The sequence below is a fragment of the Allobosea sp. GW821-FHT10B12 genome (assembly GCF_059415545.1).
In genome coordinates, this window is record NZ_JBWKNL010000010.1 from 106966 (window position 1) to 131220 (window position 24255).

General features: G+C 67.3%; 31 protein-coding genes. 11 read left to right on the plus strand and 20 right to left on the minus strand.

Going from position 1 to position 24255, the window contains the following annotated elements; all coding sequences use genetic code 11:
- The first annotated feature begins 82 nt into the window (after positions 1–82).
- A complete protein-coding gene (locus AC07O0_RS26150; RefSeq protein ID WP_494627118.1) occupies positions 83–1312 on the plus strand; it encodes an MFS transporter in 1230 nt (409 codons plus the stop codon).
- 2 nt (positions 1313–1314) lie between these two features.
- On the opposite strand, the gene AC07O0_RS26155 is transcribed toward AC07O0_RS26150, so the two are convergent.
- Positions 1315–1917 carry a TetR/AcrR family transcriptional regulator gene (locus tag AC07O0_RS26155; protein ID WP_494627120.1) on the minus strand — a complete coding sequence of 201 codons (603 nt, stop codon included), beginning with the start codon at positions 1915–1917 and terminating at the stop codon, positions 1315–1317.
- Positions 1918–2075: 158 nt separating this feature from the next.
- On the opposite strand from AC07O0_RS26155, the gene AC07O0_RS26160 reads away from it, so the two are divergent.
- From AC07O0_RS26160 to AC07O0_RS26175, 4 genes are all read left to right on the plus strand, one after another.
- On the plus strand, positions 2076–2282 hold the full coding sequence (locus AC07O0_RS26160; protein ID WP_494627122.1) for a hypothetical protein: 207 nt from the start codon (positions 2076–2078) through the stop codon (positions 2280–2282).
- A 460-nt stretch (positions 2283–2742) separates the two neighbouring features.
- Entirely contained in the window at positions 2743–3516 is a 774-nt protein-coding gene (locus tag AC07O0_RS26165; protein WP_494627124.1) for a transporter substrate-binding domain-containing protein, read from the plus strand.
- Between the two features lie 75 nt (positions 3517–3591).
- Positions 3592–4302 (plus strand): ABC transporter permease, encoded by a 711-nt coding sequence (locus tag AC07O0_RS26170; RefSeq protein ID WP_494627126.1) that lies wholly within the window; start codon positions 3592–3594, stop codon positions 4300–4302.
- On the plus strand, positions 4299–5015 hold the full coding sequence (locus AC07O0_RS26175) for an ABC transporter permease (protein WP_494627127.1): 717 nt from the start codon (positions 4299–4301) through the stop codon (positions 5013–5015). Before AC07O0_RS26170 ends, AC07O0_RS26175 begins: the two co-directional genes overlap by 4 nt.
- A 12-nt stretch (positions 5016–5027) precedes the next feature.
- Here AC07O0_RS26175 and map read toward each other — a convergent pair whose 3' ends face one another.
- Positions 5028–5780, minus strand: a complete 753-nt coding sequence (gene map / locus AC07O0_RS26180; protein ID WP_494627191.1) for a type I methionyl aminopeptidase — start codon at positions 5778–5780, stop codon at positions 5028–5030.
- Between the two features lie 159 nt (positions 5781–5939).
- On the opposite strand from map, the gene AC07O0_RS26185 reads away from it, so the two are divergent.
- Positions 5940–6806 carry an NAD(P)-dependent oxidoreductase gene (locus tag AC07O0_RS26185; protein WP_494627129.1) on the plus strand — a complete coding sequence of 289 codons (867 nt, stop codon included), beginning with the start codon at positions 5940–5942 and terminating at the stop codon, positions 6804–6806.
- A gap of 3 nt (positions 6807–6809) precedes the next feature.
- Here the strand turns inward: AC07O0_RS26185 and AC07O0_RS26190 are convergent, their stop codons facing one another.
- Genes AC07O0_RS26190 through AC07O0_RS26210 form a run of 5 tightly spaced genes read right to left on the minus strand, consistent with a single transcriptional unit; the run spans position 6810 to position 9457 of the window.
- Positions 6810–7451, minus strand: a complete 642-nt coding sequence (locus tag AC07O0_RS26190; RefSeq protein ID WP_494627130.1) for a uracil-DNA glycosylase family protein — start codon at positions 7449–7451, stop codon at positions 6810–6812.
- Positions 7448–7915 carry a hypothetical protein gene (locus AC07O0_RS26195; RefSeq protein WP_494627132.1) on the minus strand — a complete coding sequence of 156 codons (468 nt, stop codon included), beginning with the start codon at positions 7913–7915 and terminating at the stop codon, positions 7448–7450. Before AC07O0_RS26195 ends, AC07O0_RS26190 begins: the two co-directional genes overlap by 4 nt.
- Positions 7912–8385, minus strand: a complete 474-nt coding sequence (locus AC07O0_RS26200) for a hypothetical protein (RefSeq protein ID WP_494627133.1) — start codon at positions 8383–8385, stop codon at positions 7912–7914. The genes AC07O0_RS26195 and AC07O0_RS26200 overlap by 4 nt, the downstream gene beginning before the upstream one ends.
- Positions 8382–8843 (minus strand): hypothetical protein, encoded by a 462-nt coding sequence (locus AC07O0_RS26205; protein ID WP_494627134.1) that lies wholly within the window; start codon positions 8841–8843, stop codon positions 8382–8384. The genes AC07O0_RS26200 and AC07O0_RS26205 overlap by 4 nt, the downstream gene beginning before the upstream one ends.
- Positions 8844–8845: 2 nt before the next feature.
- Positions 8846–9457, minus strand: coding sequence for a glutathione S-transferase family protein (locus AC07O0_RS26210; RefSeq protein ID WP_494627136.1), 612 nt, complete (start codon positions 9455–9457; stop codon positions 8846–8848).
- 162 nt (positions 9458–9619) lie between these two features.
- On the opposite strand from AC07O0_RS26210, the gene AC07O0_RS26215 reads away from it, so the two are divergent.
- On the plus strand, positions 9620–9787 hold the full coding sequence (locus tag AC07O0_RS26215; RefSeq protein WP_494627138.1) for a hypothetical protein: 168 nt from the start codon (positions 9620–9622) through the stop codon (positions 9785–9787).
- Between the two features lie 4 nt (positions 9788–9791).
- On the opposite strand, the gene AC07O0_RS26220 is transcribed toward AC07O0_RS26215, so the two are convergent.
- Together AC07O0_RS26220 and AC07O0_RS26225 are read right to left on the minus strand one after the other, a co-directional pair.
- Complete coding sequence (locus AC07O0_RS26220; RefSeq protein WP_494627140.1) at positions 9792–10712, minus strand: AEC family transporter; 921 nt, start codon at positions 10710–10712, stop codon at positions 9792–9794.
- 159 nt (positions 10713–10871) lie between these two features.
- Positions 10872–11300: a thermonuclease family protein gene (locus AC07O0_RS26225; protein WP_494627142.1), complete on the minus strand. Its 429-nt coding sequence runs from the start codon at positions 11298–11300 to the stop codon at positions 10872–10874.
- Between the two features lie 208 nt (positions 11301–11508).
- Between AC07O0_RS26225 and AC07O0_RS26230 the strand changes: the two genes are divergently transcribed.
- The gene (locus AC07O0_RS26230; RefSeq protein ID WP_494627144.1) at positions 11509–13029 is read left to right on the plus strand and encodes a sensor histidine kinase; all 1521 of its coding nucleotides are present in this window, start codon (positions 11509–11511) and stop codon (positions 13027–13029) included.
- Between the two features lie 3 nt (positions 13030–13032).
- Here the strand turns inward: AC07O0_RS26230 and AC07O0_RS26235 are convergent, their stop codons facing one another.
- A complete protein-coding gene (locus AC07O0_RS26235) occupies positions 13033–13476 on the minus strand; it encodes a GNAT family N-acetyltransferase (RefSeq protein ID WP_494627146.1) in 444 nt (147 codons plus the stop codon).
- Positions 13477–13531: 55 nt separating this feature from the next.
- On the minus strand, positions 13532–13879 hold the full coding sequence (locus tag AC07O0_RS26240; RefSeq protein WP_494627148.1) for a winged helix-turn-helix transcriptional regulator: 348 nt from the start codon (positions 13877–13879) through the stop codon (positions 13532–13534).
- Between the two features lie 107 nt (positions 13880–13986).
- Between AC07O0_RS26240 and AC07O0_RS26245 the strand changes: the two genes are divergently transcribed.
- Positions 13987–14694, plus strand: a complete 708-nt coding sequence (locus AC07O0_RS26245) for a glutathione S-transferase family protein (RefSeq protein WP_494627149.1) — start codon at positions 13987–13989, stop codon at positions 14692–14694.
- Between the two features lie 47 nt (positions 14695–14741).
- Here the strand turns inward: AC07O0_RS26245 and cobT are convergent, their stop codons facing one another.
- On the minus strand, positions 14742–15773 hold the full coding sequence (gene cobT, locus AC07O0_RS26250) for a nicotinate-nucleotide--dimethylbenzimidazole phosphoribosyltransferase (protein WP_494627151.1): 1032 nt from the start codon (positions 15771–15773) through the stop codon (positions 14742–14744).
- Positions 15774–15880: 107 nt separating this feature from the next.
- Here cobT and AC07O0_RS26255 point away from each other — a divergent pair, with 107 nt between their 5' ends.
- Both AC07O0_RS26255 and AC07O0_RS26260 read left to right on the plus strand, forming a co-directional pair.
- Positions 15881–16729 carry an adenosylcobinamide-GDP ribazoletransferase gene (locus AC07O0_RS26255; protein ID WP_494627152.1) on the plus strand — a complete coding sequence of 283 codons (849 nt, stop codon included), beginning with the start codon at positions 15881–15883 and terminating at the stop codon, positions 16727–16729.
- Positions 16726–16926: a DUF1289 domain-containing protein gene (locus tag AC07O0_RS26260; RefSeq protein WP_494627153.1), complete on the plus strand. Its 201-nt coding sequence runs from the start codon at positions 16726–16728 to the stop codon at positions 16924–16926. The genes AC07O0_RS26255 and AC07O0_RS26260 overlap by 4 nt, the downstream gene beginning before the upstream one ends.
- Here AC07O0_RS26260 and AC07O0_RS26265 read toward each other — a convergent pair.
- From AC07O0_RS26265 to dusA, 8 genes are all read right to left on the minus strand, one after another.
- Positions 16883–17350, minus strand: a complete 468-nt coding sequence (locus tag AC07O0_RS26265; RefSeq protein ID WP_494627154.1) for a GNAT family N-acetyltransferase — start codon at positions 17348–17350, stop codon at positions 16883–16885. The two genes, AC07O0_RS26260 and AC07O0_RS26265, sit on opposite strands and share 44 nt — an antisense overlap.
- Positions 17351–17360: 10 nt before the next feature.
- Positions 17361–18194 carry a sulfite exporter TauE/SafE family protein gene (locus tag AC07O0_RS26270; RefSeq protein WP_494627156.1) on the minus strand — a complete coding sequence of 278 codons (834 nt, stop codon included), beginning with the start codon at positions 18192–18194 and terminating at the stop codon, positions 17361–17363.
- Between the two features lie 191 nt (positions 18195–18385).
- On the minus strand, positions 18386–18892 hold the full coding sequence (locus tag AC07O0_RS26275) for a DsrE family protein (protein WP_494627158.1): 507 nt from the start codon (positions 18890–18892) through the stop codon (positions 18386–18388).
- 24 nt (positions 18893–18916) lie between these two features.
- Complete coding sequence (locus tag AC07O0_RS26280) at positions 18917–19471, minus strand: hypothetical protein (RefSeq protein WP_494627160.1); 555 nt, start codon at positions 19469–19471, stop codon at positions 18917–18919.
- Positions 19472–19542: 71 nt separating this feature from the next.
- On the minus strand, positions 19543–20577 hold the full coding sequence (locus AC07O0_RS26285; protein ID WP_494627161.1) for a TAXI family TRAP transporter solute-binding subunit: 1035 nt from the start codon (positions 20575–20577) through the stop codon (positions 19543–19545).
- A gap of 59 nt (positions 20578–20636) precedes the next feature.
- A complete protein-coding gene (locus AC07O0_RS26290; RefSeq protein ID WP_494627163.1) occupies positions 20637–22547 on the minus strand; it encodes a coiled-coil domain-containing protein in 1911 nt (636 codons plus the stop codon).
- 230 nt (positions 22548–22777) lie between these two features.
- A complete protein-coding gene (locus tag AC07O0_RS26295) occupies positions 22778–23230 on the minus strand; it encodes a PaaI family thioesterase (RefSeq protein ID WP_494627165.1) in 453 nt (150 codons plus the stop codon).
- Positions 23231–23236: 6 nt separating this feature from the next.
- Entirely contained in the window at positions 23237–24235 is a 999-nt protein-coding gene (gene dusA, locus AC07O0_RS26300; RefSeq protein ID WP_494627167.1) for a tRNA dihydrouridine(20/20a) synthase DusA, read from the minus strand.
- Positions 24236–24255: the final 20 nt, after the last annotated feature.

The following is a 24255-nucleotide window of genomic DNA, read 5'->3' on the forward strand; positions in this document are numbered from 1 at the left end:
TCATGCATGATCTAGGTCATATGCTGCGGTGCAATGCGTCGCTGGGCGCAGCATCATAAAACAATCCGACCGGACCATCGTCATGAGCCTCTCGAGCACGGGAGACGCGTTCGCGCGCCCTGCCCGCTCCACTGCCACGCCGCGTGTCGGCCTCGTCCTGTTCGCTTTGGCGATGGGCGGCTTCGCCATCGGCACGGCCGAGTTCGCAGTGATGAGCCTGCTGCCCTATTTTTCGGTGGGCCTGGGGATCGACGAGCCGACGGCCGGGCATGTGATCAGCGTCTATGCCGCTGGCGTGGTGGTCGGCGCTCCGATCATCGCGGTGCTGGCGACGAAGCTTTCGCGCCGGACGCTCCTGATCGCGCTGATGGCGGCCTTTGCGCTCGGCAACGGCCTTTCGGCGCTCGCTCCCAGCTATGGCTGGATGCTGCTGTTCCGCTTCCTCAGCGGGCTGCCGCACGGCGCCTATTTCGGCGTCGCGGCGCTGGTCGCGGCCTCGCTGGTGCCGGCGAACCGGCGCGCGCTCGCAGTGGCGCGGGTCATGCTCGGGCTGACGATCGCGACCATCCTCGGCGTGCCGCTGGCGAACTGGCTCGGCCAGGTGCTCGGCTGGCGCTGGGGTTTTGGCGTCGTCACGGCACTCGCACTGACGACGGTGATTCTGATCGCGCTGTTCGCGCCGAAGGACAAGCCGCAGCCCGGCGCCAGCGCGCTGCGCGAGCTCGGTGCGCTGCGCCATCGCCAGGTCTGGCTGACGCTGGCGATCGGCGCGGTCGGCTTCGGCGGCCTCTTCGCGGTCTATACCTACATCGCCTCGACGCTGATCGAGGTGACGCAGGTCGCGCCGGCGATGGTGCCGGTCGTGCTGGCGATCTTCGGCCTCGGCCTGACCTTCGGCACCTTGGCATCCGCCTGGCTGGCGGACCGGATGCTGATGGCCTCGATCGCGATCATCCTGCTCTGGACCGCCGGCTCGTTGGCGCTCTATCCCTTCGCCGCCGGCAATATCTGGGCGATCTCGGTGGTCGCCTTCATGATCGGCTGTGGCGGCGGGCTCGGCACGCCCTTGCAGACCAGGCTGATGGACGTGGCGCAGGATGCACAGACGCTGGCGGCGGCGCTGAACCACAGCGCCTTCAACACCGCCAATGCGCTCGGCCCCTGGCTCGGCGGCATGGCGATCGCCGCCGGCCATGGCTGGACCTCGACCGGCTGGGTCGGCACCGGCCTCGCGCTCGCGGGCCTCGCGATCTGGCTGGTGACGGCGTGGGATGCGAAGGGCCGCACCAGGGCAGCCGCTGCCAGCGCCTGATCTCAGCGCCTTGTCGGCGCCGCGATCAGGCGCATCGCGGTCGGAATCGAGGCCTGTCCGGCTTCGAGCTGGTCGGTCAGCACATAGAACCAGTTGAAGCCGATATAGAGCGATAGCCTGGCCTCAATTTCCTCTGCCGGGATGTCGCCGCGTGACGCTGCCGCAGCGAAGAGGCCGCGCACATCCTGCAGCCGCTCGGGCAGGAATTTCTCGCGCAGGGCGGCGAGCGCCTCGGGATCGCTCTGTGCTTCGGCGAGAAGCGCACGGAAGGTGCGTCCCGACGGCGTGCCGCACCAGAAGCCCCAGAGCGCGCTGGTGTGCTCGATGAGGTCGCGAGCGAGATCGCCGCTCGGCACCGACCTGATGCCCGCCTTTTCCGCCGCATAGACCTCCATCAGCAGATCGGCGCGGTTCTTCCACCAGCGATAGATCGTCGGCTTGCCGGCGCCAGCCCGGCGCGAGACCGCGTCGATCGAGAATCCGGCATAGCCGTCCTCCGCCAGCACGGCGCGGGCGGCGGCGAGGATCGCGGCCTGCGAGGCCGGGTTGCGCCGCGCGCCGATCGAAGCCCGGCGAGGTGGTGTCGCGGCTTTCGCAACCTTCATGATCGCCCTCCTCTCCTTCGCTCTTTGCGACAGCGCTTTCGCGCACGCCTTGCAAGCGTGCCTGCTGCAAGCGCGATCTTGCAGCAGAGACGTTGATATCGAAACGGTCCGTATCTATCAATATCAACGAAACGGAACGTTCCGTTAAGGAGATGCCCATGACCACCCTTGCCCGCAACCCTATCCTCGCCCGCCTGCGCTTCTTAGGAACACTGATGCTGGGCGCCTATCTGCTGATCAACCTGATCCTGGTCGCGCTGGCGCCGGTGACGGCCGGCTGGTCAACCTGGTCGGTGACGGCGCTCGCCGTGCCGCCGATGGTGCTCGGCATGGTCTATCTCGTCATCCCGATCGCCCGCCGCTGAGATGCGGCTCCCAGCTGTCCGAATCTGTCGCTCTCGCGACAGATTCGGCTGCGACACCGGACCGAGGCGACCCGCCTCGGCTGTCTGCACGGCCCTACCCTCGGGGAAACGAGGGAGAACGCCATGAATGCGACCGTGCCCGAAGGGCAAGCCTGCGTGCTGAACAACGCGCCGGATCGGCAGCCGAAACGCTGCGGCAGGGCCTTCGCAGCAGGAGCACGCTAACCCAAGCGACAAAATCCGTGTGCAGCCGCCTCGGCCGCGGCAGCGGGAATTCGTCACTACGGTCCGATTTCAACAACGAGAACAGCGCCTTGCCTTGCACGATCCTTGTGCGGGCACGCTCGGAAAAGCTGCAAGAGCCTACTTGCGGCCCGCCCCGATGATCGCACAAGCTGTCGCGCACAAGCCGATACGGGAACTCGAAACGCCCGGCCGGCCAGATCCAAGGGGAGGTCCCATGAAAGGTTTCGCAAAATTCGTCGCAGCCGCGGCGCTCACGGTCGCCGGCGCTACGGGCGCGCTCGCCCAGGCGAAGGAATGGAAGGAAATCCGAATCGGCACGGAGGGCGCCTATCCGCCCTACAACAACCTCAACGCCAAGAAGGAGCTGGAAGGCTTCGAGATCGATTACGGCAACCTTCTCTGCGAGAAGATGAAGGTGAAGTGCAGCTGGGTGGTGCAGGACTGGGACGGCATCATCCCGGCGCTGCAGGCGAACAAATACGACATCATCCTCGCCGGCATGAACGCCACCGAGGAACGCAAGAAGCAGGTCGACTTCACTACGCCCTACAGCAAGACGCCGATCTGGATGATCGGCCCCAAGAGCACCGCCTCGAACGACATCTCGCCCGCCACCTTGAAGGGCAAGTCGATCGGCGCGCAGGGCTCGACCATCCACGCCAACTATGTCGAGAAGTTCTACAAGGACTCGACGGCGCGCCTCTATCCGACCCAGGAAGAAGCCAATCTCGACCTGCTCAACGGCCGCCTCGACTACATCGTCGCCGACGCGCTCGCCCTCGCCGACTTCCTGAAGGGACAGGGCAAGGACTGCTGCAAGCGCATCGCCGAAGTGACTCGCGACGACGCGATCCATGGTGCGGGCGTCGCCGGCGCGGTGCGCAAGGCCGACACCGCGCTGAAGGACCTGGTCAACAAGGCGATCGCCGAGACCGTCGCCGACGGCTCGCTGAAGAAGCTCGAGGACAAGTGGTTCAAGTACGAGTGATCTGACGCCTGCTGACGCCACCCGCCGGCCGTCTCGGGCCGGCGGGCATTTCTCCCTCGCGCGCCGGCCCTTCCCATGTTCGACAAACTCGCACTGCTCGGCTTCGGCCCCGGCGGCTGGGGCTGGGCCCTGCTGCAAGGCGCGGCCAACACCATCTCGGTCGCGCTCGCGACCCTGCCCTTCGGCCTGGCGCTCGGCCTGATCATCGCGCTGTGGAAGCGCTCCGACAGCGTGCTGCTGCGCTCGCTGGCGACGATCTACACCACCGTCTTTCGCGGCGTGCCCGAGCTGCTGACGCTCTACATCATCTATTTCGGCATCCAGGTGCTGGTGCAGAAGGTCTGGAGCGGCTTCTCGATCCCGCCCTTCGTCGCCGGCATGGTCGCGCTCGGCATGGTGCTCGCCGCCTTCTCCAGTGAGGTCTGGGTCGGCGCACTGAACTCGATCCAGAAGGGCCAGCGCGAGGCCGCTTCGGCGCTCGGCCTGTCGAAGGCGCAGGCCTTCCGGCTCGTCGTCTTCCCGCAATTGATCCGTGTCGCGCTGCCCGGCCTCGGCAACAACTGGATGGTGCTGCTGAAGGAGACCTCGCTGATCTCGGTAATCACGCTGCAGGACATCATGTTCATCGCGACGCGCGCCAATGTCGTGACCAAGGAGCCGTTCCTGTTCTTCGGCACGGCGATGATGCTCTACTTCTTCTTCTCGCTGGTCTCGGCCTGGGGCATCGGCAGGCTCGAGCAGCGCACCAATCGCGGCTTCGCCGCCTTCGGCGGAGCGACGCGATGAACTGGTGCGAATATCCCGGCTACCTGATCGGCAGCGAGGTCCTGCAGAACTATGGCTGCCGCATGGCGAACGGCCTGGGGCTCACCTTCCAGCTGGTCGTGCTCTCGGTCGCGTTCGGCTTCGTGCTCGCGATCGGCCTTGCAATAGCCCGGCTCTACGGCCCGCGCTGGGCGCAGATCGCGATCAACGGCTACACCACCTTCTTCCGCGGCACACCGCTGCTCTGCCAGCTCTTCCTGGTCTATTACGGCTTCGGCCAGTTCCGGCTGTTCTGGCAGGATATCGGCCTGTGGTGGTTCTTCCGCGAGCCATTCTACTGCGCGCTCTTCACCTTCACCATCAACACCGCCGCCTATCAGGCCGAGATCCTGCGCGGCGCGATCCAGTCGATCCCGCGCGGCCAGTTCGAGGGGGCGCTGGCGCTCGGCCTGCATCGCTGGGCGACTTTGCGCCGGGTGATCCTGCCGCAGGCGATGATCCTGGCGCTGCGCCCGCTCGGCAACGAATTGATCGTGATGATCAAGGCGAGCGCCATCGCCTCGCTGGTGACGCTATTCGACCTGATGGGCGCGACCCGCCTCGCCTTCGCGCGCTCCTTCGACCTGTCGATCTATCTCTATGCGGCGCTGATCTATCTCGCGCTGACCGAGATCATCCGCCGGGTCTGGGATCGGATCGAGATCAGGCTGACACGGCATATGGCGTTGCGGTGAGCGCCTGACCGCTCAGCCTGGCAGGGTCAGGACCAGCGGGCCATTGGTCGTCGCGACCACGGTGTGCTCGTACTGGACCGTCGGGGCGCGCGGCTCGGAATAGAGCGTCCAGCGGTCGCCCTCGGCATGCTCGGCCCAGTCCGCCCCCAGCGACAGGAACGGCTCGACCGTGAAGACCAGCCCCTTGTGCATGGTGCGGCGCTCCGAGCGCTCGGGCCAGGTCGCGATCTCCTTCGGCTCCTCGTGCAGCGAGCGGCCGATGCCGTGGCTGGCGAGGTTGCGCACCAGCGTATAGCCATTCTTCTGCGCGAAGCGGCCGACCGCCTCGCCGATTCCGGCGATCGGCTTGCCGGCCCCGACCTGGCCGAGCCCGGCCCAGAGGGCGCGCTTACCGTCGCGGCACAGCTTCTCGATGCGGCGATCGACCGGCGGCACCGTGAAGGACGCGCCCGTGTCGGAGAAATAGCCGGCCTTCTCGGCGGAAACGTCGATGTTTATGAGATCGCCCGCCAGGATCCGGCGTTCGCCGGGAATGCCGTGCGCGACCTCCTCGTTGATGCTGATGCAGGTGGCACCCGGGAAGCCGTAGACGGTCTCGGGGGCCGATTGCGCACCGTGCCGTTCGAGCATGTCGCGGCCGATCGCATCAAGCTCGGCCGTGGTCATGCCCGGCTCGAGCGCCTTGCCCATCGCCGCCAGCGTATCGGCGACGATGCGGCCGATCTCGCGCAGGCCCTGAAGCTCTTCGTCATTGGTGATGGTCATGCCGGGTTCCTGCCGGATTTCGGCGAGGGCGGCAAGCATTCGGCTCTCACCGCCGATCAGGATTGCAGATCGGTGCTATCACGCCGGCGCGACTTCCCAGCCCGGCAGGCACGCGCTAAAGCCCGACCGAACCTCCATAAGCCTCAACGGAGCAGTCCCATGGCCAAAGTCGCTTTCCTCGGTCTCGGCGTGATGGGCTATCCCATGGCCGGCCATCTCAAGGCCAAGGGCCATGAGGTCACGGTCTACAACCGCTCGCCGGAGAAGGCGCAGAAATGGGTGGCGCAGCATGGCGGCGTCTATGCGCCGACGCCAGCTCAGGCCGCCGAGGGCCAGGAGATCGTGTTCTGCTGCGTCGGCAATGACGACGATCTGCGCTCGGTGACGACGGCTGAGAACGGCGCCTTCGCCGCGATGGGCAAGGGCACGGTCTTCGTCGACCACACCACCGCTTCCGCCAATGTCGCGCGCGAACTCGACGCCGCGGCGACCGCAGCCGGCTTCGGCTTCATCGACGCGCCGGTCTCCGGCGGGCAGGCCGGCGCCGAGAACGGCGTGCTGACCGTGATGTGCGGCGGTGATCAGGCGGTCTACGCCAAGGTCGAGCCGGTGATCGCCAGCTTTGCCCGGATGTGCAGGCTGATGGGGCCGGCCGGCTCCGGCCAGCTTACCAAGATGGTCAACCAGATTTGCATTGCCGGCCTGGTCCAGGGCTTGTCCGAAGGCGTCCACTTCGCCAAGCGTGCCGGGCTCGATGTCGAGGCGATGCTGGAGGTGATCTCGAAGGGCGCCGCCGGCTCCTGGCAGATGGAGAACCGCGGCAAGACGATGAACGCCGACAAGTTCGATTTCGGCTTCGCCGTCGACTGGATGCGCAAGGATCTCGGCATCGTGCTCGACGAAGCCCGCCGCAACAGCGCCCGCCTGCCCGTCACCGCGCTGGTCGACCAGTTCTACGCCGATGTGCAGAAGCTCGGCGGCGGGCGCTGGGACACCTCGAGCCTGCTGAAGCGGCTGGAGCCGTAAGGCTCAGCCCACGAGCCGCACCACTTCGGCGCGCAGCACCGGCACCAGCTCGGTTTCGAACCAGGGGTTCTTGCGGAGCCAGCCATTGTTGCGCCAGGAGGGGTGCGGCAGCGGCAGGATGCGCGGCTGGCGCTCCCCAGCGAAGATGGTCCGCCAATCCGCGACGGTCGCAGTCAGGTCGGCCGCCGCCTTCGGCCCGAGATGCCAGGCTTGCGCATAGCGGCCGATCACCAGCACGAGCTCGATATTCGGCAGCGCCGCGAGCACGCGCGTCCGCCAGGTTGGAGCACATTCGCGACGCGGCGGCAGGTCGCCGCCCTTGGCGTCCAGCCCGGGAAAGCAATGGCCCATCGGCACGATCGCGACACGCGAAGCGTCGTAGAAGCGGGCATGGTCGAGGCCGAGCCAGTCGCGCAGACGGTCGCCGGAGCGGTCGGTGAAGGGCCTGCCGCTGGCGTGGACGCGTGTGCCCGGCGCCTGGCTCGCGATCAGCAGCCGGGCGCTCGCCTCAGCCTGGATCACCGGACGCGGCTGATGCGGCAGCGGCGGGCCGTAGAGCGGCGCATCACGGCAGATCCGGCAGGCCCGCAATTCGGCGAGGACGTCGCCAAGCGCTTCCGGCGAGCCCGTCCCCTGCCCGCTCATCGTCCGGCCAACCGCTCCCGGCCGCGGCCTTGCGAGATCAGACCGTCGCAATACCAGGCCGGAACCTTGCCGGCATGTTTCTGCGGATCGCCGGGCTGGACGGTGAAGAACCCAACGATGCTGCCGCTGACGACGCTGCGCGGGACGTAAAGCGTGCCACTGCGCTCGACGGTGAAGCAATGGGTCTGGCGCGTCTCGATCGGGCCGTAATAACAGCAGATCGCATCCTGCGTCGTGGTCCAGCAGGCATCGCGGTTCGGTGCCTCCCGATCCCGGTTGTAGCCGCTCACGCGCCCGTCTTGGTGATGGTACTCGCTGAAGGTTCCGCCACTGCTGTAACGTCCGGTCACCGTGCTGCCCTCGACCAGCTGACGCATCTGCTCGCCGGTCAATCGCTCGACGGCGAGCACCGTGCCTCCCCACACCGAGAGCCCGGCAAGCAGCGCAAGCGCCGGAAACCTCATCGCAAGGCGATCCGCGGCGACATCGCTGACGGCGGTGCCTTCGAGATCAATCCGTCGCAATCCCAGGCAGGCGTCTTGTCGGCATGCTTCTCGGGATCGCCCGGCTGGATGGTGGCGATGCCATTGATGCGGCCGGTGCGATAGGTCTTCAGTACATAGAGCGAGCCACTGCGCTCGACCCAGAAACAATAGGTTCGGCGCGTCTGGTGCGGGCCGTAATAATAGCAGACCGCGTCATCCGTTGTCGTCCAGCAGGCGTCGGTGTTGGGCACGTGCCGGTTATGGCCGGCCGCGCGCCCGTCCTTGTGATGATACTCGCTGAACGGCGGTCCATTGCTATAGCGGCCGGCGACGGTGTTGCCCTCGAACAGCTGGCGGATCTCCTGGCCGGTCAGACGCTCGACCGCATCAGCGGTCGTCGCGCCAACGCAGAGGGCCAGCAGCACCGCCATCGTCCGGAGCCGGATCACCGTGCCGCCACCCGCCGCGACATCGGAAGCTGCGGCCCGCGCGAGATCAGCCCGTCGCAATACCAGGGCTTGCCGCCATCGGTATGGTTGCGCGGGTTGGCGAGCTCGACGGTCGCAATCGCATTGATCCGGCCATTGTCGAGGTTGCGCAGGATATAGAGTCGGTCGGTGAGCTCGACGGTGAAGCAATGCGTCGTCCGATCCTCCGGCGGGCCGTAATAGTAGCAAACGGCATCGCCCTTGGTGATCCAGCAGGCGTCGCGGTTCTCCTGCCAGCCATTATTGCCGAGCGCCCGCCCGTCGGGATCGTGGTACTCGGTGAAGAAGCCACCGCCGGTATAACGACCACTGACGGTGTTCCCGGTGAAGGCCCGGTTGATCTGCTCGCCCGTCAGCTTCTCAGCCGCCGTGGCGGCGAGCGGGAGCGTCAGCGCGAGCAGAAGCGTCAGCAGACGCATGGTCAGGCCTTCCAGCTCGGCCGGGCCGAGAGCTCGCCATGCCAGCGCCGGATGTTGGCAAAATCCTCCGGCAGCGGAATGCGCGAGGGCTTCATGAAGTCGATGGCGATGCCGGCGGTGATGTCGGCCACCGTCAGCTCGTCGCCACAGATGAAGCGATTGGCGCCGAGCTGCAGGTCGAGCAATACCAGGTGATCGTCGATCAGCTCGCGATTGGCCTCGGCCCATTCCGGCACCTGGTCCTCGAGTTCGGCCATGGCGGGATGGCTGTGGCGGAACACAGCCGAAACGGCCGTGAACAGCCCGAGCTCGATACGACGGTTCCACATCTCGATCAGCGCCGCCTCCTTCGGCACGGCGCCGAACAGGGCCGGCGCCGGGTTGAGGCTCTCGATATAGCGGCAGATCGCAATGGTCTCGGCCAGCGCCGTGCCGTCCTCCAGCAGCAGCACCGGCAGGCGCTGCGACGGGTTGATGCGCGTGAACTCCGGCGTCCGATGCTCCTTCTTGGCCATGTCGACCGGCACGAGCTCGGGCAAGGGCACGCCCTTCTCGGCAAAGAAGATGCGGACCCGCCGCGGATTGGGCGCGCGCCCGCCATCATAGAGCTTCATGCCCTTAGCCTTTCGCCGTCTCGGGACATGGGGTTTCACGGTGCCGCCGCGGCCCTGTCAAGAGTTCAGACCGCAAAGACGGCGGCAAGACGACGCGCCGACGACGGGGAGAGGAACAATGCAGCCCTTGCCGCGATTGTCGTCCAGAAAGGGGCGACCGTCATGCCGCAGGATTGGAGCTTCCCGCAGGATTGGGGCTTCGTCGTCTGGATCGTCATCCTCGCTGTCCCGGTGGGGTTGATGCTCGCGACCTTCTGGTCGCGCTCGCGGGAACCCGGCGCAGCGCGGCTGGAAGGCCCGAGCAAAGACGATCCGCGCGAGCCGTTGTGATCGCTCAGCCGGACGCGAGCAGAATCAAGGCAAGTGGCACCGCGACCGCCGCTACGACGGTCTGCAGCGCGCAGATGCCGGCCATCAGCGGCGCATCGCCGCCGAGCTGGCGCGCCATCACATAGGAGGACGAGGCCGTCGGCAGTGCCTGGAACAGGATGGCGAGCGTCGCCGCCTGGCCGCCGAGGCCGAAGCCCTTCAAGGCCGCATAGGTCGCGAGCGGCATCAGCACGAACTTGGCGAACGAGGCGACCAGCGCCGGCTTCAGCCCGCGCCCGAGCGCGCCCCAGTCGAGCGCCGCGCCGACGCAGAGCAGGCCGATCGGCAGCGAGGCCTGGCCGAGCGCCTTGAGGCAGCCCTCGACGCCGGGCGGCAGGCCGAGGCCGCTGAGCTGGATGGCGATGCCGAGCACGCAGGACATCAGCAGCGGATTGAGGGCAAGCCCCCGAAGAATGCCGCGCAAAGTCGGCTGGGCCGAGCCCCAGCGGGCAAAGACGAGGACGCAGAGCACATTCACGGTCGGCACGATCGCGGCATTGGCCACGGCAGCGAGCGGCAGCGCCGACGCTCCGAGCATGCTGCCGGCAGCGCTCAGGCCGACATAGTTGTTGAAGCGGATGCCACCCTGAAAGACCGAGGTGAAAGCAGCGTCGCTGTAGCCGAGCCAGCGCTTCGCCAGCACGAGCACCGCCGCGACCGCGATGATCGCAGCCATCAGCGTCAACGCCAGTTCGGCGACGGGCAGCCCCCTGAGGTCGGCCATCGCGAGGGCATGTGTGAACAAGGCAGGGAGCAGGACATAATAGCTCAGCCGCTCGGCCTGCGGCCAGAACGCGTCCGGCAGGAAGCGCAGGCGGCGCATGGCATGCCCCAGCGCGATCAGGAGCGCGATCGGTGCCAGAGCGAGCAGGATCGCGCCGATCATACCCGGAATTCCTGTCGGCTAGCGGATAGCGGCGTCATGCGGCAACGAATCCGGGGAGATCACAAGAAGGAGACGATCCTTCTTTAGGTCGCGGCCGTCGAAGACAAAAATGCCAAAGTAACCAGTTGCATTGACGAATTCGCATAGCCGGCACATGCGTCAGCGCGGATGGCTGCGGCGCCACTCCTCCGGTCGCTCGAAGTTCAGCGCCCAGATGCCGCGGCCGGCCGCCTTCGCCTCGGCTTCCTCGGCCTGGTAGGCGCCATAGGAGACCGCGTTGCCCTGGCGCACCAGCGCCGCATTGATCTCGGCATCGCCTTGCTTGCAGCGCGCCAAGCCGCGCCCATAACGATCGGCGCGCGAGATCGTGCAGCTGACATTGCCGAGCGCCAACATGGCAGCGAGCGCGCGCCTGGCCTGCCGGCCGCAGGCGACCTCGCCGCCATTGCGATCGCGGCAGCTCTGCCGAAATTCCGGCGCATCGATGCCCTCGAGGCGCAGCTCCTCGCCGAGGAGCCTCAGCGAATCACCATCGATCGCCTCGGCGGCTCCGGCGAGGCTGCGGCCGGAGCCAAGTCGGTATTGCAAGACGGCGCCGCCAATCGCCAAAAGCACAAGGAATCCAAGGGCTACGACGAAGTCGACCGAGCGGCCAACCCGCCGCCAGCCGAACGGGCCATAGTTACTTGTCCTGAATCCGAAGCGCGCCATCAGGACAAGCTTAACGATTTCTCGCCAATCATGGCGAGCCGCGGCGCGCCAGTGTGCCAAGGCCTGGAGTCGTTTGCCTCGGACCATGGCGGAATTGACAGCCGAACAGGTGCAGCGCGGTCGCGGACCCGATCCGACCGTGCTGGCGCGCCGCAAGCTGATCAACCGCGAGGTCCGATCGGCGCGCGAGAAGCTGACCTCCTCGACCGGCCTCCAGCGCGCATTCGACTACGAACTCGTCCGCGTCTTCGCGCAATATCGGCTGAACGGCTCGGCCGGCACGCTGGTGCTCGCCTTCCTGGTGGCGGCCGCCGCCTGCGTCTGGGTGCCGTTCTACTCGGTCTCGGGCTGGCTCAGCCTGGTGGTGCTGACCACGGGCTTCACCGCCGTGCTGTGCCGACGCTTCCTGGCCGAGCCGTCCGCAGCCGCCCGCATCGCCTTCTGGCGCAAGCTGCTGCCAGCCGCCGAATTGCTGCACGGCCTGTCCTGGGCCCTGCTGGCAGGCCTTTTCGTCGGTGTCGATGCGCCCGGTGCCCGCTTCTTCCTGATGACGGCGTTCCTGATCGTCAGCGCGCTCACCGTCACGCTCGCAGCGACGATCCCGATCGCGGTCTATTCCGGCCTCGTGCCGATCGTCGGCGCGATCGTGCTGTTCTTCACCGCTCGCACCGACATCGACAGCGTCACGATGCTGCTGATGGCCGCCTGTGCCCAGCTCTTCTTCGTCTTCCTGACCAACCGCCTCTATTCCGCCTCGGTCGAGACCATCGAGTTCCGCGCCGAGAAGGACGCACTGATCGCCGAGCTCGAAACCGCCAAGGCCAACTCCGACGAGGCCAGGCGCAAGGCAGAGGAAGCCAACCTCGCCAAGTCGCGCTTCCTGGCGACGATGAGCCATGAGCTGCGCACGCCGCTCAACGCCATTCTCGGCTTCTCCGAGGTGATGAAGAACGAGGTGTTCGGCCCGCATGCCAACGCCTCCTACAAGGAATATTCCGGTGATATCCACGCCTCGGGCCAGCACCTGCTCACCCTGATCAACGAGATCCTCGACCTCTCGCGCATCGAGGCCGGCAAATACGAACTCAACGAAGAGGCGATCAGCCTCGCCGGCATCGCCGACGACGCGGCACACATGCTCAACCTGCGTGCCAAGGCCAAGGGCCAGACGATCCGCCAGGCGACCGAGCCTGAGCTGCCGCGGATCTGGGCCGATGAGCGCGCCATTCGCCAGGCCGTGCTCAACATTCTGGCGAACGGGATCAAGTTCACGCCGCAGGGCGGCGAGATCTCGATCAAGGTCGGCTGGACCGCCACCGGCGGGCAATATGTCAGCATCACCGATACCGGCCCCGGCATTCCCGAGGACGAGATCCCGGTGGTGATGCAGACCTTCGGGCGCGGCTCGCTGGCGATCAAGACGGCCGAGCAGGGTTCGGGTCTGGGACTGCCGATCGTCAAGGGGCTGATCGACCTGCATGGCGGCGGCTTCCGCATCAAGTCGAGCCCGCGCGCTGGCACCGAGGTGACGATCACGCTGCCCGCCGAGCGCGTGATGGACACGCTGCCCGCCCTGCCGGAGCCCGGCGAACGCTCGGCCGCCTGAATCTCAGAGCGTCCGTTTGAAGACCGTATGCCCCGAACGGCTGGCGACCTTGTCATAGAGTTCCGCCGCCGTCCGGTTCTCCACCTGCATGTGCCAATAGACCCGCAAGGCACCCTCGGCACGGGCGAGATCGTAGAGCGCTTCCACCAGCCGCCGGCCGACCCCGCGCCGGCGGGCCGCCTCGGCGACGAACAGGTCGTTGAGGAAACAGACGGGCCTGTCCGACGAGGTCACCGGATGGAAGACCGCGTGGACGATGCCGGCAAGCACGCCATCATGAACGGCCACCAGAGCCCGCATCTGATCGGCAGCCAAAAAGCGGGCGAAGGTCGCATCGGTCACGTCGGCAGGCGGCGGCGGGCCGCCGAACGGCCCATGCGCGTGATAGCCGATCCACAGCGTCTCCCAGCCGGAGCGATCGCCGGCTTCGAGGGGCCGGATAGTCACGTCGCTCCTGTCGTCTGTCATCCGTTCCGCTCGTCAATTCCAAACCGGCGCATCGCTAGGCGACCTTCGGCAGGACCGTCGTTCTGCTGTGCTCGGCTTCGGCCTCCTCCCACCAGTCGCCGAGCGCATCGATCAGCGGCACGAGGCGCAGGCCCGCGACCGTCAGCTCGTAATCGACCCGGCGCGGATAGCCGTCATGGTCGATCCGGCGGACGATGCCGGCTGCCTCGAGCTTGCGCAGCTCCAGTGCCAGCATGCGATGCGAGACGGTCGGATTGTCGCGCCTGAGCTCACTGAAGCGCTTGGTTCCATCCTTCAGATAGTAGAGCAGCAGGGTCGGCCAGCGCCCGCTCAGCACCCGCATGACGCTTTCGATCGAGCAGTCGGACACGACGTCCTTCATGGTTCGTTCCGCCTGGTTACAGAAATGTGCGTAATTTACATGGGGCCGCGGATGACTAGGTTCCACCCCGCTGCGCAGCGTTTCCCGACCCGAATGGAAAACGCAAGATGGAACCGATACTCGTTTATGGCTACCCGGCCGGCACCTCGATGGGCCTGGTCGCGGCTCTCGAATGGCTTGGCCAGCCCTATAAGCTCAGCCGCGTCGATATGCTCGGCGAGATGCGTGAGCCGCCCTACAAGCGGATCAACCAGCGCGTCGAAACACCGGTGCTGATCACCGATCAGGGCCGCCCGCTGACCGAGACCATGGCGATCGCCGCCCATCTCGAGGCACGCGACACGGAGCGGCGGATCAGCTTCGATCCGCTCTCAGCCGAAGCCGACCGGATGCACCAGCTGATGGGCTTCCTCAACACCGGCTTCACCGGCGCCTTCACGCCGCTCTGGGTCGCGCTGGAACTGCCCGAGCCCGATCCCGATTTCGAGGCGGCTTTGCGCCGTTTCGGGCGCGAGCGGGTAATCGAGCGCCATGACAGGCTGGAAGAGATGCTCGACGGCGGGAACTGGCTGGTCGGCGGCAAGCACTCCCTGGCCGACGGGCTGCTCGCCGGTGTGGCGCGCTGGCTCGAATACCATGAGGTCGCCGACCTCTCGCGCTGGCCGAAGCTGCAGGCCTTGCGCCAGCGGGTCGAGGCCGATCCGGCTGTAACCTTCGCGGCTGCGCTGGAGAACGGCGAGACGCCGGCCGGCAGGGGCGCCTTCAAGGGCCATGTGCCGCTGGCCGAGGTGATCGAGCGCTTCGGCGCGCGATGAGCCAAAGACGCGCCGGGCCAAGTGTCCGGCGCGTCTTTTTTTTTGAGTTACTCGCCCTTCTGCGAGACCTGCGCCTGCGCGAAGGTCGCCATGCCGGAATGGACGCCGGCGGCGGCCTTGACCAGGCCGGCCGCGAGCGCGGCTCCCGTCCCTTCCCCGAGCCGCATGTCGAGGGCCAGCAAGGGCTGCTTGCCGAGCTTGACCAGTGCCTGCGCATGCGCGCCTTCGGCCGAGAGATGGCCGGCGATGCAATGGTCGAGCGCGGAGGAATCGAGCGCGTGCAGGATCGCGGCGGCGGCGGTAACGACATAGCCGTCGAGGATCACCGGGATGCGCTGCAGGCGGGCGGCGAGGATCGCGCCGCAGATCGCCGCCATCTCGCGGCCGCCAAAGCGGCGCAGCACTTCGAGCGGATCGCTGAGATGGTTGGCGTGGCGCTTCAGCCCAGCCTCGACCGCGGCGATCTTGCGCTTCAGCCCGTCATCGTCGACGCCGGTACCGCGGCCACACCACTGGGCAGCGCCGCCGCCATAGAGCGCGGCGAAGATCGCGGCGGCTGAGGTCGTGTTGCCGATGCCCATCTCGCCGAGCGCCAGCAGATCGGCGCCGCCGGCGAGCGCCTCCATGCCGAAGGCCATGGTCGCGACGCAGGCGCGCTCGTCGAGCGCATCTTCCTGCGTGAAATCGCCGGTCGGCAGGTCGAGCGCGAGGTCGAAGACTTTGAAGCCGAGATCATAGGCGGCGCAGATCTGGTTGATCGCGGCGCCGCCAGCGGCGAAGTTCTCCAGCATCTGGCGCGTCACGCTCTGCGGGAACGCCGAGACGCCCTGGGCGACGACGCCGTGATTGCCGGCGAAGACGCAGACCAGCGGCCGGTCGACCCGCGGCGGCGCCTTGCCCTGCCAGGCCGCGAGCCATTCGGCGACCTCCTCCAGCCGCCCGAGGCTGCCGGCCGGCTTGGTCAATTCCTTGTCGCGGGCGCGAACGGTATTGGCCGCCGCCATGTCGGGGCCCGGCATATTGGCGATGAGGTTGCGGATATCGTCGAAGGGCAGGCCGGAGGCGGGCATCGCAGACATCTGAGGAAGCCGATCTTGAAAACCTGAGGAATCGGGCAGCGCGAGATCGCCGCCGCGCAGCCGCTGCTGCTATAGGCTGGAGCGGACGAAGACAATCCGAGGGCGGCGTGGCGCAAACCGACAGCGATGATGCGACGCGGGTGACGCCGCCCGCCTGGCCGGGCTGGCTGATCGCCACCGCGACCTGCATCCGCTTCTATTCGCGTCTGCCGGTCCCGGCCCTGCCGGGCGAGAACGTCCATGCCCTGCCGGATTTCCGGCTGGTGCCGCGCGCCCTGCCCGTCGCGGCGCTTATCATCGCGGCACCTGCGACCCTGATCGCGCTGCTCGCCGGGCTTGCGGGCGTCAATGCGCTGCTGACCGCGGCGCTTGCCCTCACGGCGCTCGTCGTGACGACCGGCGCCTTCCATGAGGACGGGCTCGCCGACAGCGCCGACGGGCTGTTCGGCGGACACACGCCCGAACGCCGGCTGGAGATCATGAAGGATAGCCACGTCGGCACCTTCGGAGCTCTGGCGCTCGGTCTGTCGCTGCTGCTGCGGGTGAGCGCGCTTGCGGCGATCCTGCAGGGTGCCGGGGCTTGGGCTGTGGCGGCGGCTGTTCTCGTCGCCGCGCCCTGGTCACGCGTCGAAGGCCTCCGCATCCTCGCGACAGTCGAGCCAAGCCGGAGCAGCGGCGCCTCCGCCGCGGTCGGGCAGCCCGAACGGTCGGTGCTGCCGGTCGCCTATGGTTTATCGGGCGCCTTGGCCCTGCTCCTCGTTGCCGTGAACGCCCTCCCCTTGGCCGGCGTCCTGCTCGGCCTCGCCCTGTCGGTGCTGGCGACCTACTGGCTGTCGCGCACCGCCATCCGCCTGATCGGCGGACAGACCGGCGACATCCTCGGCGCGGCGCAGCAGCTGAGCGAGATCGCGATCTATCTCGGCCTCACCATCGTCATCGGCTGGGGCGGGCGATGAGCGCGATCTCCAGCCCCTGTGTCAAAATCTGCGTGATCGATCCGATGAGCAAGCTCTGCCAAGGCTGCGGCCGGACCCTGCAGGAGATCGCGCAATGGGCGCGGTTCTCCGAGGCGGAGCGGCTCGCCATCATGGCGACGCTGGAGGAGCGCCTCAGCCCTCCGCGAGACGGGCAAGCCCCTCGCCAGTCAGCCTGAAGAAGACCTTCTCCGGCTGCGGCGTCGCGCCGAGGCTCTCGTAGAAGCGCAGCAGGCGCTCATCGTCGCGCGCCGCGGTCCAGTCGATCCGACCGAGGCCACGTGCCAGGGCGAGCCGCGCCAGCTCGGCGAGCAGGGCCCGGCCGGCACCGAGGCCGCGAGCCGCTTCCGCGACATAGATTTCCTTGAGGAAGAAGCCCGGCTTCAGGCCGGGCCCTGGATAGATCGCCGAGAAGGCGGCGAAGCCAACGAGCGCGCCCTCATGCTCGGCGACGAGCAATTCGGTCCCGGCCGGGCGGTTCGCCAGTCCGGCGCGGATGTCGGCATCGCCCGGACAAGGCACGCGGTAATGCGCCTGCATCTCACCCATCACGCCGGCGAGCGCGGGATGGTCGGCCTCCTCACAAAAGCGCACGTGAATCATGGCAGCCCCGTCAGCCGATCAGCGACCAGAAGAAGCGGGCGCAGACCAGCAGCAGGAAGATGCCGAAGGCAACCTCGAGCTTGCGCTTCGACAGCCGATGCGCCAGGCGCGCGCCGACCGGCGCCGTCCAGATCGAGGTCGGGATGAAGAGCAGGAAGCCGATCAGCGAGACATAGCCAAGCGAGAGCGGCGGCAGGAGCCCCATCTTCGGCCAACCGGCATAGATGTAGCCGAGAGCACCGGGAATCGAGATCAGGATGCCGAGGCCCGAGGAGGTCGCGACCGCCTGGTGGATCGGCCGGCCGTAGAAGGTCATGAACAGGCTGGAGAGCTGGCCGCCGCCAATGCCCATCAGGGAGGAGAGCACGCCGATGATCACCCCGTAGATCCGCATCAGGAACGGACCTGGCATCGTGTCGCCGAGCTTCCAACGGTCGGAGGCGAAGAGCAGGCGCATGGCGCTGGCGAAGGCGACGGCGACGAAGACCGCCTTGAACAGGTCCGGCGGCGCATAACGCGCGATCAGGCTGCCGCCGACGACGCCGAGCACGACGGGAACAGCCCAGATCCGGATGATCGAGGTGTCGACCATGCCCTTGGCGAGATGGGCCCGGTAGGAGCGGATCGAGGTCGGGATGATCACCGCCAGCGAAGTGCCGACGACAAGCGGCATGCGCACCTCCTCGGGCACGCCGATCACCCGGAAGACCTCGTAAAGCACCGGCACGATGACGGCGCCGCCACCGACACCGAACAGGCCGGCGAGCAGGCCGGTGACGGCGCCGGACGCGATCAGCGAGATGGCGAGGAAGATCAGATCGTTCAGGGGAATGCCGGCAATCATCATGTACCCGGGGGAAAAGCCGGGCTGCTCTTAGCCCGCCCACCGGAAAGGGCAAGGTTCCGCCGGCAGAGCAGGCATACGCGGAAGCAAGCGCGCTATCTTAGGATGCGTCGGCGCGCGGATACGAAAACGCCCGCCAGCCGGCGCTTTCGCTTCAAGATGCCGCCCGCCCAGGCTTTGGCTGGAGCGGATCAGGGCCTCACATAGGTCCAGCCCTTCTCCTGCAACTCCATCACCCGGACGACACCGGACTTCACCACCGATGCCTCGGGAATCAGGGCGATCTCCTTACTCTCTGCCTTGCTCATATTGCCCTGGGTGTTGCCGCAGGCCTTGAAGGAAATGGCCGGCGTGCTCATGGCGATCGTGGTGATCCGCGCCTTCACCGGCGAGGTATCGTCGCGCAGCATGTGCAGGCCGGGGCCGAAAGTGACGACCTCGATCTCCACCTTCTCGCCGAGGTCCTGATAGTACTGCGCCACGTTTGTCGCGTTGTTGAGCGCGAGATTCATCATCGCAGGGTCGTTGGTGTTCACCTGCAGGATGAGCCGGTGCGGCTTCCTTTCGACCGCAGGCGGCCTCGGCGCCTGTACCGAACTCTGCTTGGTGGCTTGTGCCGCCGCAGGCGGAATGGCAAGGGCGATCGTCACTCCAGCCACCAGCGCGGCACCCGCGAAGTCTTTGAATCTGATCGTCATCGCATGTCCACCCATGGTTCGAGGTCATTCGCTACGTGGTCTGGCAAGGGCGCGCGGCCATTTGCAGGCTGCGGCGACCCTGTCCCGCGCCACCTTCATTCCGGCGAGGCTGAAATACCCGTCATGGACGGCTCCAGCGCGGGTGGTGAGGCGGATGGCGATGCTGCCCTCGCCGGGAAGCGACAACAGCAGGCCAACGACGTCGCCCTTGAACGCGACGCCGGTTCCATAGGAGGGCCGGCCCGCCGCAACCGGGACGGGCTGGTTGTTGTCGAGGCGATAGGACAAAGCGTAGTCGGCGCCGTCTTCGGAGGCGGCCGATCCGCCGAGGACCATCTCGGTCCGGCCGCTGCGGCAGTGAATGGAAAGCTGCTTCAGAGCGCCGTTGGCATTGCCTTCGGCAAAGGTGGTGGCGGTGACGATCGGTGTGTAGTCGACCGGCGAGGTTGTCTCGCTGATGATCCAGCCTTCCGTCTCGCCTGCCGGGCGCGCGGGCACCTTCGCCGGCTGAGGCAGCTTGTTCAGGCAGGCAGGCCGCTCTGCCGGATCGAGTAGCGAGCAGGCGCGAAGCTGCGCCATCGGATCGGACGCGCCCTGCGCGAAGGCGACCCTGCTCGCAATCTCGAACACGACGGACAGCACGATCAATTTCATCGGCTCGCACGCTGCGTCTGCGCCTTGCGATCCAGCCATTCCTGCGCCGCCGGGAAGCGGTCGAGGCCAGGAACCGTCGCGGCGAGATTGATCGACTTCCATTTGGCGTCGAAGCCCGGCGCCTGCAGCTTCTCGATGCGGCTGAACAGGATGTCGACGAAGCGCGCGACGCGCTCGTAGCGGTTGGTTTGCGGAGCCCAGTTGAACGCAACCAGGGCGGTCGGCACCGCGATCGTCGCGACCCGCTCTCCCGCCTTGATCAGCCCGGGATATTCGCCGGCCTCGAGTACCGCCGGCAGATAGTAGTCCTCGAACTTACTGTCGTACTGGACGGGCAGAAACTTGAAGCCGGGCTCGAAGCGCCCGCGCACGAAGGCGTCCACCGGCTTCGAGGTGATGAAGACGACGGCCGCCATCTCGCCCTTGCGCATCTGTTCGAGCGCGAGCTGGTGCGGGATGAAGGTGTTCTCGGCGTTGATGCCGAGACGGCTGAAGATCAGCGGGCCCGAATAGGCGGCTGCCGTGCCAAGGGTGTTGAAGTTCACCTTCTTGCCGGCGAGGTCCTGCAGGCTCTGGATCTCGGGCCGCACGAAGACGTGCAGCTCCGAGGGGAAGAGATTGAGCACATAGGTGATCTTGCGCCGGATCTGCGGGAGCTGGGCTTTGTACTCCTCGAGCGCATCGGAGTTGATGATCGCCGTATCGATGCCACGCAGATAGAGCAGCGAATTCAGGTTCTCGGTGGCGCCACGGGTGACAATCGGCAGCACGTGCAGGTTCGGGCCGTCGTCGACGACGCGGGCCATCTCGGCTCCCAGGCGAAGTGGTGCCCCCTCCAGCAACCCCGCTGCGAGGCCGACCGTCCAGGCGTTGACCTTGTCCTGTTCTGTCGGAGCCGGCCGGATCGTGCGTCGCGGCGAGCTGACGCTCGCCTGCGGTGTCTGCGCCTCCAGGCTGGGCATCGCGAGCATCGGAACGAGCGCCGCCAGCCCGGCCAGCAGGAGCAAGTACCGTCCAGAAGGCCTTTTCATCCCGAATTCTCCTCTAGAACGCGACCCTTAACCTCGGCGATCGAGAGCCACGTCGAGCGCTACTGCGGCAGCGCGTCGACGCGATCCTTCGCCTCCTGAATGCCCCCCAGTTGCGCCCGCGCATAAAGCTCGCGCGCCCTCGCAATTTCGCCGCGCGTGCCGTAGGTGCCCCAGGCGGACAGGATGCGGGGATCGTAGGTTTCCGCGAGCATGAAACTCGCCCGGGCGCTGCCCATTTCAGCCGCACGCTCGAGCACGATCCGGGCAGAACCGATATCCCCCTGGCCAAGCAGCACGCCGGCCCGAGCGATCAGCCGGGCCGCCTCCAGGGTCCCCCCGCCGCCGGCGGCCGGTGGCGGGGGCGCGGTGCTGGCCGCGACCAATTGCGGCGGCGGCTGGCCGGCGGCCACCGCTTCGGTCCTGGCCGGAGCCGCACTCGCAGTGCGCGCCGACGCAAGCTCTCCGGCCAAAGCGGCGGAACGATCGCGCTCCCCCTGCAGCGTCTGGCGCAGGTCTGCGATCCGGCTCTCCGTCGCCTGCCTGAACTGGTCGGTTTCGTCGCCTGCCTTGCGAAGCTGTGCCGCCTGCGCCGCGACCTCGCCGCGCGCCGTCGCGAGCTCTGCCGACAGCGCGGCCCGTAGAGCACGTTCCTGCTCGAGCGCCTGGCGATTGCGCGCTGCTCCGGCGCTCAATTCTTCTCGGGTAGCCGCCAGCTGCGCGAGCGCCGACGTCTTCTGCCGCTCCTGCTCCTGTGCTCGTGCGGTCGTCGCGGCATCCGCCTGCCGGAGCTGCCCCGCCTCGTCGTTCGTCTTGCGCAACTGCGCCAGCTGAGACTCGACCTCGCGCCGCGCCGCCGCCAGCTCGGCGGATAGCGCCGCACGCTGGGCGCGCTCCTCGTCGAGCGTCTGACGATGCTGCGCCGCGTTTGCGCTCAGCGCCTGTCTTGCGGCTGCGGCCTGGGCCATCGCGGCGGTCTTTTGCCGCTCCTGCTCCTGGGATTGTGAGGCCTTGGCAGCGTCAAGCTGCCTGAGTTGGCTCGCTTCCTCGCCCGCCTTTCGCAGCTGCGCTGCCTGGGCTGCGACCTCGCGCTGCGCGGCCGCCAGTTCCTGCGCGAGAGAAGCCGCCTTCTGCCGCTCCTGCTCAAGGGCCTGTGCGGCCTTCGCTGCTTCCGCCTGCCTGAGCTGGCCTGCCTCCTCGCCGGCCTTGTGCAGCTGTGCCGCCTGGACCGCGGCTTCGCGCTGAGCGACCGACAATTCCAGCGCAAGGGCGGCGGCTTTCTGCCGCTCCTGCTCGATCGACTGCGAACTCATTGCTGTCGCGAGTTGCTTGAGCTGTTCGATGTCGTCGCCGGCGCTGCGCAGCTGCCCCGCCTGCGCCTGCAATTCGCGCTGCGAAGCCGCTAGCTGATCCGCCAGGGCGACGCGGTGCGCACGCTCGCCATCGAGCGCCTGACGATGTTGTGCCGCGGCAGCCGCCAACTCCTGTCGTGCAAATGTGGCGTCCTGCGCCTGGGCAGTCGCCTTCTCCTGCTCCCGCCGCAAGGACTGTTCGCTCCTACTGGCGTCGGCCTGCAATTGCGCTTTTAGGGCAGCGACGGCGCTACGGGCCTCGGCCAGATCCCGCGACATGGCGGCGATGCTGGCGGTCTCAACCGTTGGCCGAGCGAGTGGCGCGGGCTCCCGCAACTGACCAGGTTCCGGTCGATTTGCATTCCGCGGGATGAGGAGGAGCAGGATTGCGGCCGCCACCCCGCATGCCAGGGGGATGAACCGGCGCCGCAGCGGCACTTGGCTACGCCGATCGCGTTTTCCCGGCATGTCCTGCCGGTTGTCAGGGGCCTTGCTGCGCTCGGGCGCGGCAGGGGGCGCACTTGTCAGCGTCCAGTGAACGGTGTCGATGGTCAGGCCCGCGTCGTTCCTGGCGACGACGGCCTTCCCATCTCCCGATGCGCTTTCGATCGCGTCGCGCATGTGGCTGACGCCTCTTGGTCGGCGGCATGGCCCTGGCGAACCGGGCGCGAGCAACTTCGTTCCGGCCGATACGAACCTCGGCGTCTATGGGGTGACGCCCGCGAGAGTGTCGGCCACGCCCTCGCTCCGATCGAGCTGACCTCAGATCGGATAGGTCCAGAAGACGGGCAAAGGGACAGGAATTTACTCGAACGGAGTACTCTGTAGCGAGCGCCCGCTCGCGCGCCCGTTTAGTCGCTGACGCCCTCACGCGCGACGATCGCCATCAGCGTCGCCGTCAGCATGGCACAGAGCTTCGGCTTGCCATCGGTCAGCGCGAAAACCTCGGCCATGGCGAGGGTGAGCGTGCGCCCGGCCTTGACCACCCTGCCCTTGGCGAGGAGCTCGTCGCCGGTTGCCGGCGCCAGGAGATTGATCTTGAACTCGGCGGTGAGGATGCCGTTGCCGGCCGGCATGGTGGTGAGGCCGGCATAGCCGGCGGCGCTGTCGGCGATGGTCGCGACCGCGCCGGCGTGGACGAAGCCGTGCTGCTGGGAGAGATGCGCCGAAGCCGGCATGGCGATCTCGACCTCGCCCGGCGCGACGCGCACAAGGCGCGCCCCGAGCGTCGCCATCATCGCCTGCTTGGCGAAGCTCGCCTCGATGCGAGCGACGAGGGCGGGATCAGTCGTCTGGTCAGTCATCTGCCTTCACTCTGCAGCGATCGCGGACGGAGCCTCACGCTCGACGTGAGCGATCGCGGCGCGAAGGTCTGCAAGTCCGGCCCCTGCCGCCACGCAATGCTCGGCGAGATGGCGGCGGAACAGGCGCGAGCCGCGCCGGCCCGGGAACAATCCGACAAGATGGCGGGTGAAGGCATGCAGCCGCCCGCCCCGTTCGAGATGGGCGGCGATATAGGGCTCGAGCGCTTCCAACATCTCGAAGGCATCCGCGACCGGCGCGTCCTCGCCGAAGAGCAGCGGGTCAACCGCGAGCAGCACCTCGGGATTCTGATAGGCCTCGCGGCCGAGCATGACGCCATCGACATGCGCGAGATGCGGCAGCCATTCGCCCGGCTGGCGGATGCCGCCGTTGAGCGCGACGATCAGGTCCGGATTGGCGCGTTTCAGGCGATAGGCGCGCTCATAGTCGAGCGGCGGGATCTCTCGGTTCTCCTTGGGCGAGAGCCCCTGCAGCCAGGCCTTGCGGGCGTGGACGACCAGCGCATCGACACCAGCCGCACGGACGGAGGCGGTCAGTGCGTCGAGCGCGACTTCCGGATCCTGGTCATCGACACCGATCCGGCACTTCACCGTGACGGGGATGGACACCGCCGCCTTCATCGCCGCGACGCTGTCGCCGACCAGCGCCGGCTCGCGCATCAGGCAGGCACCGAAAGCCCCGCCCTGGACGCGGTCGGACGGGCAGCCGCAGTTCAGATTGATCTCGTCATAGCCGAAATCGGCACCGATCTTCGCCGCCTGAGCCAGCAGCGCGGGATCATTGCCACCGAGCTGGAGCGCCACCGGATGCTCCATCGCATCGAAGCCGATCAGGCGCTGCCGGTCGCCGCGCACCACGGCCTGTGCCGTCACCATCTCGGTATAAAGCAGCGCGCGGCGCGACATCAGGCGATGGACGACCCGGCAATGACGATCGGTCCAGTCCATCATCGGCGCGACGCTGAAACGCCAATTTAAAGCTTTCATTTCATTGATCTTTTCGGACT

Coding starts and splice junctions, on each gene's coding strand:
- AC07O0_RS26270 (WP_494627156.1), bottom strand. CDS start 18,194: ATGATTGCCGGCATTCCCCTGAACGATCTGATCTTCCTCGCCATCTCG.
- AC07O0_RS26245 (WP_494627149.1), top strand. CDS start 13,987: ATGGAACCGATACTCGTTTATGGCTACCCGGCCGGCACCTCGATGGGC.
- AC07O0_RS26155 (WP_494627120.1), bottom strand. CDS start 1,917: ATGAAGGTTGCGAAAGCCGCGACACCACCTCGCCGGGCTTCGATCGGC.
- AC07O0_RS26150 (WP_494627118.1), top strand. CDS start 83: ATGAGCCTCTCGAGCACGGGAGACGCGTTCGCGCGCCCTGCCCGCTCC.
- AC07O0_RS26205 (WP_494627134.1), bottom strand. CDS start 8,843: ATGCGTCTGCTGACGCTTCTGCTCGCGCTGACGCTCCCGCTCGCCGCC.
- AC07O0_RS26220 (WP_494627140.1), bottom strand. CDS start 10,712: ATGATCGGCGCGATCCTGCTCGCTCTGGCACCGATCGCGCTCCTGATC.
- dusA (WP_494627167.1), bottom strand. CDS start 24,235: ATGAAAGCTTTAAATTGGCGTTTCAGCGTCGCGCCGATGATGGACTGG.
- AC07O0_RS26170 (WP_494627126.1), top strand. CDS start 3,592: ATGTTCGACAAACTCGCACTGCTCGGCTTCGGCCCCGGCGGCTGGGGC.
- AC07O0_RS26240 (WP_494627148.1), bottom strand. CDS start 13,879: ATGAAGGACGTCGTGTCCGACTGCTCGATCGAAAGCGTCATGCGGGTG.
- AC07O0_RS26165 (WP_494627124.1), top strand. CDS start 2,743: ATGAAAGGTTTCGCAAAATTCGTCGCAGCCGCGGCGCTCACGGTCGCC.
- AC07O0_RS26185 (WP_494627129.1), top strand. CDS start 5,940: ATGGCCAAAGTCGCTTTCCTCGGTCTCGGCGTGATGGGCTATCCCATG.
- AC07O0_RS26175 (WP_494627127.1), top strand. CDS start 4,299: ATGAACTGGTGCGAATATCCCGGCTACCTGATCGGCAGCGAGGTCCTG.
- AC07O0_RS26160 (WP_494627122.1), top strand. CDS start 2,076: ATGACCACCCTTGCCCGCAACCCTATCCTCGCCCGCCTGCGCTTCTTA.
- AC07O0_RS26265 (WP_494627154.1), bottom strand. CDS start 17,350: ATGATTCACGTGCGCTTTTGTGAGGAGGCCGACCATCCCGCGCTCGCC.
- AC07O0_RS26295 (WP_494627165.1), bottom strand. CDS start 23,230: ATGACTGACCAGACGACTGATCCCGCCCTCGTCGCTCGCATCGAGGCG.
- AC07O0_RS26190 (WP_494627130.1), bottom strand. CDS start 7,451: ATGAGCGGGCAGGGGACGGGCTCGCCGGAAGCGCTTGGCGACGTCCTC.
- AC07O0_RS26285 (WP_494627161.1), bottom strand. CDS start 20,577: ATGAAAAGGCCTTCTGGACGGTACTTGCTCCTGCTGGCCGGGCTGGCG.
- cobT (WP_494627151.1), bottom strand. CDS start 15,773: ATGTCTGCGATGCCCGCCTCCGGCCTGCCCTTCGACGATATCCGCAAC.
- AC07O0_RS26275 (WP_494627158.1), bottom strand. CDS start 18,892: ATGACGATCAGATTCAAAGACTTCGCGGGTGCCGCGCTGGTGGCTGGA.
- AC07O0_RS26195 (WP_494627132.1), bottom strand. CDS start 7,915: ATGAGGTTTCCGGCGCTTGCGCTGCTTGCCGGGCTCTCGGTGTGGGGA.
- AC07O0_RS26260 (WP_494627153.1), top strand. CDS start 16,726: ATGAGCGCGATCTCCAGCCCCTGTGTCAAAATCTGCGTGATCGATCCG.
- map (WP_494627191.1), bottom strand. CDS start 5,780: ATGACCATCACCAATGACGAAGAGCTTCAGGGCCTGCGCGAGATCGGC.
- AC07O0_RS26210 (WP_494627136.1), bottom strand. CDS start 9,457: ATGAAGCTCTATGATGGCGGGCGCGCGCCCAATCCGCGGCGGGTCCGC.
- AC07O0_RS26290 (WP_494627163.1), bottom strand. CDS start 22,547: ATGCGCGACGCGATCGAAAGCGCATCGGGAGATGGGAAGGCCGTCGTC.
- AC07O0_RS26230 (WP_494627144.1), top strand. CDS start 11,509: ATGGCGGAATTGACAGCCGAACAGGTGCAGCGCGGTCGCGGACCCGAT.
- AC07O0_RS26215 (WP_494627138.1), top strand. CDS start 9,620: ATGCCGCAGGATTGGAGCTTCCCGCAGGATTGGGGCTTCGTCGTCTGG.
- AC07O0_RS26280 (WP_494627160.1), bottom strand. CDS start 19,471: ATGGCGCAGCTTCGCGCCTGCTCGCTACTCGATCCGGCAGAGCGGCCT.